A 12,654-nucleotide genomic window follows, 5' to 3' on the forward strand; every position below is an offset into this window, starting at 1 on the left:
ATACCGAACAGGATTATTATGAAACTGACACAAGTACGAAACGCCACCCTTTTTATTGAGTATGCCGGCACCACTTTCCTCATCGATCCGATGCTTGCTGAAAAGGATGCCTGGGACGGCTTTGCCGGGACGGCGCGTTCGCATATTCGTAACCCGATGACCGCATTGCCGATGGCGACAGAAGCGCTGGTAAATGCTGATATCGTCGTCGTGACCCATACTCATATGGACCACTGGGATGAGGCCGCGCAGAAGCATATTCCTTCAAACAAGCTCATCTACGCTCAGCACGAGGCTGACGCAGAGCTGATCCGCTCCCAGGGGTTCACCAACGTTCGCGTACTGCAGGATGACAACGTGTTTACGCACGGTCTGACCATTCATAAGGTCGAAGGCCAGCATGGCAGCAATGAAGCCTATGCGGTTCCGCATCTGGCTGAAGGTCTGGGCGATGCCTGTGGTCTGGTGTTTACCCATCATGATGAAAAAACGTTGTATATCGCCGGTGACACTGTCTGGGTTAAGCCGTATCTGAAAACCCTACAGCGCTTTAAGCCCGACGTGGTGGTTCTTAATACCGGCGACGCACATATTGACGACTATGGCCCGATTATTATGGGCGCCCGTGACACGCTGCGCACCCTTCAGGCCCTGCCTGAAACAACGGTCGTTGCCTCGCACATGGAAGCCATTAACCACTGTCTGCTGACCCGCCAGGAGCTGCGCGAGTATACGCAGCAGAACGGCATTGAAGAGAAGGTTCTTATCCCTGAAGATGGTGATACCCTGACCTTCTGATAATACTGAACCTGCCGGGGCTGCCCTCTGTCCCGGCAGACTGACGTTGAGGCCCGCCATGTCATCATTATCCGTCGCCGTGGTTGCCACACCCGGTGTTAGCCCTTTTCACTTCTCCATACCCTTTATGATTTTCGCTCAGGCTGTCGAGTCCGGACTGTTCAGCGTCAGCGTCTGCGCCGATGCGCCCGGTCAGGTCCGTTCCGACATGGGCTTTACCATTAACGTCCCGCACGGTCTTGAGCCGCTGCGCACCGCGGACATCATTGTCATCCCGTACTGGAGCCATCCTGAAGAAAAGCCCGATGAGCACCTGCTCGCCGAACTGAGGGATGCATGGGCGCGTGGTGCCGAAGTGGTGGGATTGTGTCTGGGGGCCTACGTACTGGCCTACGCCGGGCTGCTCGACAACCGTCGTGCGGCGACCCACTGGGAGTTTGAGCAGGATTTCAGAATGCGTTTTCCCCTTGTGCATCTGGACAATAATGCCCTGTATACCACGGACGAACGCCTCATCACCTCGGCCGGAACCGCTGCGGGCATCGACTGCTGTCTGAATATCGTGCGGGAACGCTACGGCAGCAGCGCAGCTAACCACGCCGCGCGCAGAATGGTGGTGCCTCCCTACCGTGAGGGCGGTCAGGCCCAGTTTATAGAGCATCCGGTACCGACCAACACCCGGGACGAGAAGATCAACGAGCTGCTCGACTATATCCGGCGTAATCTCGAAAAACCGCACGATCTGGACGCGCTGGCGGGCTTCGTGAACATGAGCCGCAGGACGTTTACCCGCCATTTCCTGAAGGCGACAGGGGTGACCGTCGGCGAGTGGATCAACGCCCAGCGCCTGCAGCGCAGCCAGGAGCTGCTTGAGACAACCAGCGCCAGCATCGAGAGCGTTTCCGAGCTGGCCGGTTTCCAGTCGCCGGTGTCGTTTCGCCAGAGCTTCAAAGCCCGCTTTAACGTCAGCCCCAGCGAATGGCGGCGGGCCTTCCGCGGGCCTGAGCCCCTTGCCTGATATCACGCGCCTGAATAAAGGAGGATGAAGACTGTTCATCCTCCTTTTTTACTTCACACTGCATCGCGTCTGCAGCGCCTTCGAGCGGATATGCGCCGCCCGGGAAATAATCATTCTGAACATCGATGACGAGCAGTGCGTTTTTCATTGTGTCTCCTTTCTAAGGGAGTGATGAGAAAGGCCCGTCAGCAAACTGACGGGCCTGCAGGTGTGTCCGTTGCCGGTAGACAGACCGGCACGGGGATGAGGTGAGGCATCACTCTCAGGCGGTGGCGGCCCGGCGACGCTGCCAGCCCAGCCAGAGCAGCGGCACCGCCAGGACAATGACCCACGGCAGAAGCAGTTTATTCATGCTCTGCCAGCCGATGCTGTTGAGCAGCGATCCTGCCGCAACCGAGCACAGCAGGGTGAACACAAATACGCTCATGTCGTTAACGGCCTGCGCCACCCCTTTTTCTTTTCTACTGTAGGTTGTTGAAAGCAGGCTGGTTGCGCCGATGTAGAGGAAATTCCAGCCGGTGCCAACAAAAATCAGCGCGCCGGCAAAGAGCGCCCAGCTCGTTCCCGACAGGGCCAGGCAGACATAGACGATCATCATTGCCACCCCGGCCAGCATCATTTTCACGGAGCCAAAGCGGGCCACCAGTCTGCCGGTAAAGAACGATGGCAGATACATTCCCAGTACGTGCAGCTGGATGACCGAGGCGCTTTCCCCCAGCGAGTAGTCGTGGTGCGTCATCGCGATAGGGGTGGCGGTCATGGCCAGCACCATGATCCCGTAGGCTGAGGCCGCCGAAAACAGCGCCACCAGATAGGCCGGCTGGGTGATGACCTTCGTCCAGCGCCTGGCGGGCGGTGTACCGAAGCTGGCAGTATGGGATTCCCCCGGCACCTTCAGTCCAAGCAGCAGCAGTACACCAATCGCCGACATCACGCCCATCAGAATAAAAGAGCCGGCATACGGGGTTGAAAGCAGGTTGCTGCCCGTGCGGCCAAGCCAGGGGCCGGCAAACGCCGCAACCACGCCACCAGCAATAACCAGCGAAATGGCGCGGGTGCGAAATTCCACTGACGCGACTTCACCGGCGGCAAAGCGATAAAACTGGGCAAAGGCCTGGTAAATGCCCATCAGCAGCATGGACAGGCAAAGCAGCCAGAAAGAGTGCTGCATCATGGCCACCACAGCGACGGCCGCAGAGACGATGCCCGATGCCGCGCCCAGCAGGAAGCCTGCGCGACGGCCCATCCGGGTCATCAAAAGGGATGCAGGGAACATGATCAGGGCGGTACCGAGGCTGCCCATTGCAACCGGTATGGTCGCCCATGAGGGATCGGGTGCGAGATATAATCCGGCCAGCCCGCCAATGGTCATCAGCAGTATGGTTACCGTCTGGAATACGGCCTGGGAACCCGCCAGGATCAGGACCTGTTTGTACATATTACGCATGTGTTTACTCCGGTTGAATGCAGGCTGATATGAAAGCGCGTCCTGTCAGTCCGGGATGGCCGGTAACCTGAGGAGCTCTCAGCGATGATGCTGATATGGTAAGAGTTGAAGCCTGACGGAGTGAGAAGGTGCATGGTCATCTTGCGATGAAAGCGGGCCAATCGGCCCGGCGTCGTGTGTTGTACAAGGGCGGGGGAAAGGCATACGAGCGGCAATCGCTCAAAAAATGGACCGTTTGATAGGTTTACCGCGACGAATGCCAGCACGTTTTACACTGGGAGCAACCTGGTTCGGTAGTGGACAAGGAATAATAAGGCTTCTATAAGCAAAATATAAAAAATCGCCAAATTTGTATGTCGGCGCTACAGTCTATGATGATGCTACTGGTATGACCACATAGGCGGAGCTCTATTGATGAATTTAATAACGATACCTGTAAAAGAGGGCGGTGTTCTGGCTTCCACGGTGTGGGAGAGAAGCGATGCTAAAGCGCTGGTGATCATTCATCCTGCCACAGCGGTGTCACAGGATTTTTATAAGGGTTTTGCGGAGTATCTCTACGAAATGGGATTCACTGTTCTGACCTACGATTATCGAGGTACAGGGCATTCAACGTCAGGAGCGCTTCGAAACTGTAATGTTTCAATGTCCGACTGGATCGAGCAGGATGTCGGTTGCGTCACTGCCTGGGCGAAGTTACGTTTCCCCCATCTTCTGATGATGGCAGTAGGGCATAGCGTTGGCGGACACGCTATTCTGCTTTCTACGGCCACACATTCCCTGCATGCAGGAGTTATTGTTGCTTCGCACGCTGGTGTCACACGTACTATAAAACAAACTGGGGAGAAGCTCAGGGTTTGGTTTTTATTGCGTGTTATTGCACCGGTTCTGTGCCGTATCTTCGGATATATGCCGGCCAGACGTCTTGGGCTGGGAGAAAACTTGCCGACTCCGGTAATGAATCAATGGGGGCGCTGGAGCGCAATGCCCAACTACTTTTATGACGATCCAAACTGGGATGCACGTCGGAGGGCCGGGGAGATAACATTACCTCTTCTGGTATTAGGTTTTGATGATGATCCCTGGGCTAACCCGGAAGCCATTACCCGCCTGATGGAGCCGGTGAAAAATGCTAAAGTTGAACGGCACGAGATACGGCGCATGGATTTTGGTAACCAGGCTATTGGACATATGGGCTTTTTTCGAAGCCGATATCGAGAAACATTATGGCCGGAGGTCGGAAATTGGCTGCTGAGGCAGTGCCCGGATTGAAGTGAATATCGGTGCTGGTAGTGAAGACAAAAAAGTTACCCGAAAAGCCTGTGTCTCAACTTTTCGGGTAACGCATAGAGGCGATAGCGCCAATATTGTGCAAACAGTGGGCAAGCAAACCGGTATATATTGCCCTTTCTAACGTAACAGCACCTTACCAATCAGATAGGTGATCGCCTGCCCGCCGATATGAACCCGGTCGCCCACAAGCTGACAGCGCAGGTCTCCTCCACGCTCTGAACTTTGATGCGCCAGCATCTCTGTCTTATTAAGTTTTTCGGCCCAGTAAGGAATGAGCATGCTATGCGCAGAGCCGGTGACAGGATCTTCCGCGACGGCTTCACCCGGGCAGAAGAAACGGCTGACAAAATCGTACTCTCCTTCGCCCGGCGCGGTGATACAGACCATTTTACCGAGAGGGATCATGGCGTTGATGTCAGGACGTACCGCTTCAACCTGACGTTGATTCTCCAGGACAACAAGGTAGTCACGCGCTACGCGCACCTCTTTACACTCCGTGATACCCAGCGTCTCCAGCAGTAAAGGCAGCGGCATGACCGGCTCTGTTTGCCAGGCAGGGAAATCAAGCGTCAGCCAGTCGTTACTGCGTGTCACCGTCAGCGGACCGACAAAGCGGGTATCAAAATGGATAGTCGTATCAGGGTAGTTAAGATGTTCAAAAATGACGTGGGCTGCGGCAAGGGTGGCATGTCCACACAGATTTATCTCCCCCTGCGTAGTAAACCAGCGTAGCTCAAAGCCACTATCACTATTCACAAAGAATGCCGTCTCTGACTGATTATGCTGCTTCGCCATTTTCAGTAACGTCTCATCGGACAACCACTCCGTGAGCGGGCAGACTGCGGCGGCGTTACCCGCAAAGGTGGTGGTGGCAAAGGCGTCTACCATATAAAAATCAATTTCTTGCATAGTATCCAACTTAATTTAGATTATGAGAGTAAAAAGCCAATGCTTTTGCATACCGTTGAATGCCCGGCGTAGGCGGGTGGTTTGACACCAGCTCAAGCATCACCGTCATCGCCTGCTCGTGTTCACCGAGGTTATGCAGACATAGAGCATAAAAGGGGATCGCTTCGCTGGCATCAGGGTAGTCACGGATAACTGCCTCGAATTCCTGTTTCGCGAGCATGTACTTCCCCAGACAGCGCCAGGTACAGGCAAGACCGAGCCGTGCTTCAAACTCATTATCGCCCTCCAGGTCCGCGTCTAGTGCCGCGAGATAATACTCAGCGGCACTCTCTTCCAGCCCTTCGTTGTCGTATGACCAGGCGATATTGAGCAGCGCTTCCGCTTTCAGCGCCGGAGTCTCGGTAAGCTCCCAAAGCAGCGTCCGGCTTTTTTCATACTCACCTGCGGCACGTAGGACGATTGCTCTTTGAATTCTGGGGTCCATAGCCATTAACCTTTTCGATACAAGAGGTTGATTAATAGCTCAATATACATCTTATGAGGGAACGCGCGCTGCTTTTTTGAATAGGCGATTTAAGAGGGATCGGTGCCGGGTGGTAACAACCACCCGGCAGGGGGACTACGCTGTCACTAACTCTTCCTCAAGCTGCTCAAGGTAACGATCGTAACGTTGCAGGAACAACAACTTGCAATCATTATCCATATTTCCGGTGATTGCCTCCGTGCAGAGGTGTCGTCCTTGCGAACGCATCTGAGCAAAGCTGAAGGCCAGAAAATCTAAATCCCCAGAAGACACTACATACTTTTCACTAACTAACTGCATGACTTCCTCCTCTATTGTGGGTAAATCTAAAAGGAAATATGCACATTTAGCTTAAGTATGGATCAAAAATTGCGTATGGAAGAGATGGCCTAAACGATTGCTGGAACCTATCAATGCACAGGGGGAGCGCTTGAACGCTCCCCCTGGTAATCGACTGCTTACAGCGACTGCAGGAAGGTCAGCAGGTCGTTATTCAGCTGGTCCTGGTGCGTGACGGCAAAGCCGTGCGGCGCATTCTCATACACTTTTAGCTGCGCGCCGCGGATAGTTTCCGCTGCGACTTTACCGGTGGTGTCGAATGGCACAACCTGGTCGTTGCTACCGTGGATCACCAGCGTCGGCACCTCTACTTTCGCCACGTCCGGGCGGAAATCCGTTTCTGCGAAGGCGGTCACGCAGTCGATAGTGCCTTTAAGCGAGGCGAGCAGCGCAATGTTCAGCGTCTGCGTCAGCACGCCTTCAGAAACATTCTGACCCGCGTTGGTGCCGTAGAACGGCGTAGAGAAATCACTGATAAACTGAGCACGATCTTTACGCAATCCGTCACGAATACCTTCAAATACGCTCTGATCGACACCCTGCGGGTAGTCAGTAGCTTTACCAAAGATAGGCGTGACCGCACCCAGCAGCACCAGCGCTTTTACGCGCTCGCTGCCGTAACGGCCAATATAGCGCGTCACGTCGCCACCGCCCATCGAGAAACCGACCAGGGTAACGTCACGCAGATCAAGAGTGGTGATAAGGTCGTTGATATCAGAGGCGAACGTATCGTAGTTGTAGCCTTCCCACGGCTGATCTGAGCGGCCAAAGCCACGGCGATCGAAGGCGATGACGCGATAGCCACGCTCGGCCAGGAAGTTCAGCTGGCTGTCCCACATGTCGGCATCCAGCGGCCAGCCGTGGCTGAACAGAACCGGCTTGCCTGAACCCCAGTCTTTGTAATAAATTTGCGTGCCATCCTGCGTCTTGATTGTGCTCATATCAGATCCTCAATAGTAATAACGGATTATGGGTTGTGCTGTTTAGGTGATGGGTGCTATTAGGTAGCGAGCCCTGGGGAGTTCACCACCCCGATGAAAAGCATGCACTTTGCTTTGAATCAGCAGATCGTTCACCGTGTGGCGCTCCTGCTGACGTAAATGCTCAATCCAGGTTCCAATAACAAACGTCTCAAGAAAAATGCCTGGCCGCTGAATATCTTCATACACCGACCAGCTCAGCGCACCGCCGCGCTGGCGGACCCTGCGCATCTCCTGAATGCTGACGACAAAGTCATACACGTCGTCGGCCTCTATCTGATACTCATAAATCACCATAATCGGGCCGCGCTCGTGCGAAACATCCAGCGTCCGGGCGAGGTTGTCGACTTCACGCAGATCCAGATTGAGATCGGGGTTCTCATCCAGCCGCCAACGGAAAACGGTCAGGCATGCCAGCACCATTCCCACCGTCGCCACGCTGAGCGAAGCCGGGATGGTAAAGTGCGACGCCAGCTGACCCCAGATGGCGCTGCCTACGGTCATTGAGCCGAAAAATACCGTAAGATAGACCGCCAGCGCTCGGGCCTTGACCCATTTTGCCGCGCTGCGCTGTGCACCCATGTTGAGGGTGGAGAGCACCGCTATCCATGCAAAGCCAGTGATGAACAGAAACGCGTTAAGCAGCCAGAAGTGGCGGACAAAGGCCAGGGCCAGCATCGCAGCGGCATAAAACAGGCTGGTCAGTACCATCAGGCGGTCCGGATTAAGCCGTTTACGCAGGCCTGGCAGCAGGACCGCGCCAAAAATCGCCCCGATACCAATACAGGCCAGCATGATGCCATAGCCGCCGGGGCCCAGCCCTAGCTCGCGTCGCGCCACCAGCGGCAGTAACGCCCAGGCGGCGCTGCCGAAGAGGAAAAACGCCACGGTGCGCACCAGCACGTTGCGCAGCACCGGCGCGGCATGCACGTAGCGTAATCCTGCCCGCACGGCAGGGAAGAAGTGCTCCGGCGGCAGGCGCTGAATAGTAGGCTCTGCTTTCCAGCGATAGAGCACCCACGCCACGCCCAGCACCGACAGCGCATTCAGCAAGAACACTACCCACGGGCCGGCAAACGACAGCACCAGCCCGCCCAGCGCCGGGCCAATCGCGCGGCTGATGTTGATACCCAGCGAGTTCAGCGCGATTGCCGGGGCCAGCTCATTTTTCTCCACCAGATCCGGCACGATAGCCTGGAAAGGCGGCGAACTCATTGCCGCGCCCGCGCTCAGCAGGAAGGCGGCGATAAGCAGCACCGTCGGGGTCACGTAACCGGCCAGCGACAGCAGGGTCAGGCCCGCCGCTGCGATAAAGACCCACACCTGGGAAAAGAGCAGGTACTTGCGGCGGTCGACGATATCCGCCATCACCCCGGAGGGCAGGGCGAAGAGAAACATCGGCAGGCTGCTCGCCGCCTGCACCAGCGCAACGGAGAGCGGATCCGCGCTCAGCGTCAGCATGGTCCAGTTGACCCCGACATCGTTCATCCATGAGCCGATGTTGGAGACCACCGTTGCTATCCACAGCATGCGAAAAATGGGGTTACGCAGCGGCTGCCAGGACGATACGGCAGCGGGCTGTGCCGTCACAGAAGCTGCCTGCGCCGTTGCCGCGTGGATGTCATTTACCTGCGCCATAGCGAAACTCCTGTACGCGGTTCGTGTGAGGCCGCCAGTTACCCGGCCCGGTTATCGCCAGCGTGGTGAACACGATCAGCAGCAGCCAGCCAAACTGGCCCTCCGCAATGCTCCAGCCGGGATGGACGACCAGCATCGCCACCAGCAGCACGGCGATAATCGGCAGGCAGGCCAGGCGGGTACCAATGCCTAAGATGATAAAGAGCGGGCAAACCACTTCGGCGAAGATAGCCGGTAAGAGGCTTGCCCACGGGCCTAGTCCAAACGGATCTTCGATCCGCGTTAGCTCTTCACTAAAGTGCATCACCTTCGGCAAACCGTGCACGTAGAGCAGCAGCAGGCTACCGGTGAGTCGCAGGAAGAACAGCCCCGCATCAATACGGGGCGAAAAAGCCGATGCGCTTTTCATGGGCATCAGAAGGCGAAGCAGCTGCAGCCGAGCGCGCCCCAGAAGGCGCTATCGTCTGAAACTGGAACCGAGGAGCGGCGGGCCACGTCATGCTGGTGGCTGTGTACGCCGCACGGGCCGCTGCAGTGGTGCACGGCAGGCATCAGGCCCACGCGGTTTTGCTGCGGGGGGGCGCTGCGGTAGTGGCCCGGCACGTTGACCACCGGCGACCACTCCGGCAGCACGGGAATCGATGGCGGCGCTTCCGAGGTAAAGGCACCTGCGGCGTAGACGATGTTGCCATCCACGACGGTCAGCACGGATTCGATACCTTTAATCTCCTCTTCCGGCACACGGAAATAGTCTTTGCTCAGCACCGCCAAATCTGCCAGCTGGCCCACTTTGATCTGGCCCTTTTTACCCTGCTCGCTGGAAAACCAGGCGCTGCCCTGGGTCCAGAGCATCAGGGCGGTGTCACGATCGAGGCGCGCATTGACATCATACATCTGCATCCCCCCCACGGTGCGGCCAGAGACCAGCCAGTAGAGTGCGGTCCACGGGTTGTAGCTGGCGACGCGGGTGGCATCGGTACCCAGACCCACCGGCACGCCGGTTTCCAGCATCTTCGCAACCGGTGGGGTGTGACGCACCGCCTCCATGCCATAGCGCTCGGCGAAATATTCACCCTGGAAGGCCATGCGGTGCTGCACCGCAATACCGCCGCCCAGTGCTTTAATGCGGTCGATATTGTGCTGGGTGACCGTTTCGGCATGGTCAAAGAACCAGTGCAGGCCGTTGAAGGGGATCTCACGGTTCACTCTCTCGAACACATCCAGCATGCGGCTGATGGATTCGTTGTAGGTCGCGTGCAGGCGGAACGGCCAGCGGTGCTCGACCAGATGGCGTACCACGCGCTCCAGCTCGTCTTCCATACCGGGGGCGAGATCCGGGCGCGGTTCGAGGAAATCTTCGAAGTCGGCGGCGGAGAAGACCAGCATCTCACCTGCGCCGTTGTGACGGAAGAAGTCGCTGCCCTGGCCCGGCGTCAGCATATCGGTCCACTTCTCAAAATCTTCCAGCTCATGGCCGGGACGCTGGGTAAAGAGGTTATAGGCGATGCGGATCGTCATCTGCTCTTTGGCATGCAGCTCGGCGATCACCTCATAATCTTCCGGATAGTTCTGGAAGCCGCCGCCGGCGTCGATGGCGCTGGTCAGGCCCAGGCGATTCAGCTCACGCATGAACTGGCGGGTGGAGTTGACCTGCTGCTCCAGCGGCAGCTTCGGCCCTTTCGCCAGGGTAGCGTAGAGGATCATGGCGTTCGGGCGCGCAATCAGCATCCCGGTCGGGTTGCCGTTGCTGTCGCGCTGGATCTCGCCGCCCGGCGGGTTCGGAGTATCTTTGGTGTAGCCCACGACCTTCAGCGCGGCGCGGTTGAGCAGGGCGCGGTCGTAGAGGTGCAGAATAAATACCGGCGTATCCGGCGCGGCCTCGTTGATCTCATCCAGCGTCGGCATCCGGCGCTCGGCAAACTGAAACTCCGACCAGCCGCCAACCACCCGTACCCACTGCGGGGAGGGGGTACGCAGCGCTTGCTCTTTGAGCATACGCAGCGCGTCCGCCAGCGACGGCACGCCTTCCCAGCGCAGCTCGAGGTTGTAGTTCAGCCCGCCGCGGATCAGGTGCAGGTGGGAGTCGTTCAGGCCTGGGATCGCGGTGCTGCCTTTCAGATCGATGACGCGGGTACCTTCCGCCTGGTGCTGCATCACCTCCGCCGCCGTGCCGACCTCCAGAAACTTGCCGTCGCGGATAGCCACCGCATCGGCGACCGGGTTTTCCCTGTCTACCGTATGAAATTTACCGTTGAGTAAAATGAGTTCTGCCTTGCCGAGCGAGACCATTGGGTTCTCCTGCTGAAGCGTCCGAAACGTGATGCGCCGGACTGTAAAAGTGGTGGGATTATCTTCAGCAGGGGGATCAGGCGTCTAGTTATACGAAGGTATACCTATACGAACGTATAGTTATACACAGAGATAATAGTTATGCCGAATAAGTGGTTCTACTATCCGTGTCGATAACAATCCGTTTCAACATACACGACAATGGGAACTCACATGACCAACTCTAAGCTTGAAGTACTGACTCCGGAAAATTGCCAGATTATCTTTATCGATCAGCAGCCACAGATGGCGTTTGGCGTACAGTCTATCGACCGCCAGGTACTTAAGAACAACGTGGTTGGCCTGGCAAAAGCGGCTAAGGTCTTCAACATCCCTACCACCATCACCACCGTTGAAACCGAAAGCTTCTCTGGCAATACCTTCCCGGAGCTGCTGGACGTCTTCCCGGAGAACGACATTCTTGAGCGTACCTCCATGAACTCCTGGGACGACCAGAAAGTGCGCGACGCGCTGGCGAAAAACGGCAAGAAGAAAGTGGTGGTGTCGGGTCTGTGGACCGAAGTGTGCAACAACACCTTCGCGCTGTGCGCCATGCTGGAAGGGGGATACGAAATTTATATGGTGGCTGACGCCTCCGGCGGCACCTCTAAAGAGGCACACGACTACGCCATGCAGCGCATGATCCAGGCGGGCGTGATCCCGGTGACCTGGCAGCAGGTTCTGCTGGAGTGGCAGCGCGACTGGGCACACAAAGAGACCTACAACGCGGTGATGGATATCGTGAAAGAGCACTCCGGTGCCTACGGGATGGGTGTTGATTACGCTTACACCATGGTGCACAAAGCACCGGCCCGCGCGAAGGGCGCACATCGCACCCTGGCACCGGTTCCGGCCAACAAATAACGCCGATGCGGGCCGGACGTGTGTTCCGGCCCGTTTTTATGTTTCCATGACGGGAGCTGCTATGAATGCAGAGTTTATTTCCCTTGGCGCGGGTGTGCTGATTGGTCTGGTTTACGCTTTGCTGAAGGTGCGCTCGCCTGCACCGCCCGCCATCGCGCTGGTCGGCCTGCTGGGGATGCTGGCAGGAGAACAGCTTGTCAACGTCTTTACCTGGGCAGGCTAAATATGTTGAAATCATACGTTGTTTCGCTGGCGACCGGCCTTCTGGCTGGCGTCATCTATGGCGCATTACAGGTTCATTCGCCTGCACCACCGGTCATCGCCCTACTGGGGCTGTTCGGGATGCTGGTGGGGGAACAGCTTATTCCGGTATGCCGACGTCTTCTACGCCGTCAGCCGGTCACCCTGGCATGGTTTCGTCATGAATGCGTGCCCAAAATCAGCGGCACTCCTCCCCCCGAAGGCAAAAACCTACCGTAGGGAGCGCCACTCACCTTCGCGTGAGTTTAGTCAGAGG

At 57.0% G+C, this 12,654-nt stretch carries 15 protein-coding genes; 6 read left to right on the forward strand and 9 right to left on the reverse strand.

What is annotated here, in order from left to right:
• Window positions 1-18 precede the first annotated feature (18 nt).
• Together RTM13_RS01785 and RTM13_RS01790 are read left to right on the forward strand one after the other, a co-directional pair.
• Window positions 19-798: an MBL fold metallo-hydrolase gene (locus tag RTM13_RS01785; RefSeq protein WP_312209608.1), complete on the forward strand. Its 780-nt coding sequence runs from the start codon at window positions 19-21 to the stop codon at window positions 796-798.
• Between the two features lie 58 nt (window positions 799-856).
• Window positions 857-1,816 carry a helix-turn-helix domain-containing protein gene (locus tag RTM13_RS01790; protein ID WP_312209610.1) on the forward strand — a complete coding sequence of 320 codons (960 nt, stop codon included), beginning with the start codon at window positions 857-859 and terminating at the stop codon, window positions 1,814-1,816.
• Here the strand turns inward: RTM13_RS01790 and RTM13_RS01795 are convergent.
• Window positions 1,764-1,964, reverse strand: a complete 201-nt coding sequence (locus RTM13_RS01795) for a hypothetical protein (RefSeq protein WP_312209611.1) — start codon at window positions 1,962-1,964, stop codon at window positions 1,764-1,766. The genes RTM13_RS01790 and RTM13_RS01795 overlap by 53 nt on opposite strands.
• Window positions 1,965-2,078: 114 nt before the next feature.
• Window positions 2,079-3,263, reverse strand: a complete 1,185-nt coding sequence (locus RTM13_RS01800; RefSeq protein ID WP_312209613.1) for an MFS transporter — start codon at window positions 3,261-3,263, stop codon at window positions 2,079-2,081.
• 414 nt (window positions 3,264-3,677) lie between these two features.
• Between RTM13_RS01800 and RTM13_RS01805 the strand changes: the two genes are divergently transcribed.
• Window positions 3,678-4,535, forward strand: coding sequence for an alpha/beta fold hydrolase (locus RTM13_RS01805; protein ID WP_312209615.1), 858 nt, complete (start codon window positions 3,678-3,680; stop codon window positions 4,533-4,535).
• Window positions 4,536-4,673: 138 nt separating this feature from the next.
• On the opposite strand, the gene RTM13_RS01810 is transcribed toward RTM13_RS01805, so the two are convergent.
• From RTM13_RS01810 to RTM13_RS01840, 7 genes are all read right to left on the reverse strand, one after another.
• Window positions 4,674-5,465: a PhzF family phenazine biosynthesis protein gene (locus RTM13_RS01810; RefSeq protein ID WP_312209616.1), complete on the reverse strand. Its 792-nt coding sequence runs from the start codon at window positions 5,463-5,465 to the stop codon at window positions 4,674-4,676.
• Between the two features lie 10 nt (window positions 5,466-5,475).
• Window positions 5,476-5,949 (reverse strand): tetratricopeptide repeat protein, encoded by a 474-nt coding sequence (locus RTM13_RS01815; RefSeq protein ID WP_312209617.1) that lies wholly within the window; start codon window positions 5,947-5,949, stop codon window positions 5,476-5,478.
• A gap of 135 nt (window positions 5,950-6,084) precedes the next feature.
• A complete protein-coding gene (locus tag RTM13_RS01820) occupies window positions 6,085-6,288 on the reverse strand; it encodes a glycogen synthesis protein GlgS (RefSeq protein WP_312209619.1) in 204 nt (67 codons plus the stop codon).
• A 158-nt stretch (window positions 6,289-6,446) separates the two neighbouring features.
• Complete coding sequence (locus tag RTM13_RS01825) at window positions 6,447-7,268, reverse strand: alpha/beta hydrolase (protein ID WP_312209621.1); 822 nt, start codon at window positions 7,266-7,268, stop codon at window positions 6,447-6,449.
• Between the two features lie 42 nt (window positions 7,269-7,310).
• The gene (locus tag RTM13_RS01830; protein WP_312209623.1) at window positions 7,311-8,945 is read right to left on the reverse strand and encodes an MFS transporter; all 1,635 of its coding nucleotides are present in this window, start codon (window positions 8,943-8,945) and stop codon (window positions 7,311-7,313) included.
• Window positions 8,929-9,354 (reverse strand): DoxX family protein, encoded by a 426-nt coding sequence (locus RTM13_RS01835; RefSeq protein ID WP_312209625.1) that lies wholly within the window; start codon window positions 9,352-9,354, stop codon window positions 8,929-8,931. The genes RTM13_RS01830 and RTM13_RS01835 overlap by 17 nt, the downstream gene beginning before the upstream one ends.
• A gap of 5 nt (window positions 9,355-9,359) precedes the next feature.
• On the reverse strand, window positions 9,360-11,234 hold the full coding sequence (locus RTM13_RS01840) for an amidohydrolase (protein WP_312209627.1): 1,875 nt from the start codon (window positions 11,232-11,234) through the stop codon (window positions 9,360-9,362).
• 213 nt (window positions 11,235-11,447) lie between these two features.
• Between RTM13_RS01840 and RTM13_RS01845 the strand changes: the two genes are divergently transcribed.
• From RTM13_RS01845 to RTM13_RS01855, 3 genes are all read left to right on the forward strand, one after another.
• Window positions 11,448-12,137 (forward strand): hydrolase, encoded by a 690-nt coding sequence (locus RTM13_RS01845; RefSeq protein ID WP_312209628.1) that lies wholly within the window; start codon window positions 11,448-11,450, stop codon window positions 12,135-12,137.
• A 61-nt stretch (window positions 12,138-12,198) separates the two neighbouring features.
• Entirely contained in the window at window positions 12,199-12,360 is a 162-nt protein-coding gene (locus RTM13_RS01850) for a DUF1427 family protein (RefSeq protein ID WP_312209630.1), read from the forward strand.
• A 2-nt stretch (window positions 12,361-12,362) separates the two neighbouring features.
• On the forward strand, window positions 12,363-12,617 hold the full coding sequence (locus tag RTM13_RS01855; RefSeq protein WP_312209631.1) for a XapX domain-containing protein: 255 nt from the start codon (window positions 12,363-12,365) through the stop codon (window positions 12,615-12,617).
• Window positions 12,618-12,654: the final 37 nt, after the last annotated feature.

The sequence above is a fragment of the Pseudescherichia sp. genome (genome assembly GCF_031979925.1).
Lineage (GTDB): Bacteria > Pseudomonadota > Gammaproteobacteria > Enterobacterales > Enterobacteriaceae > Pseudescherichia.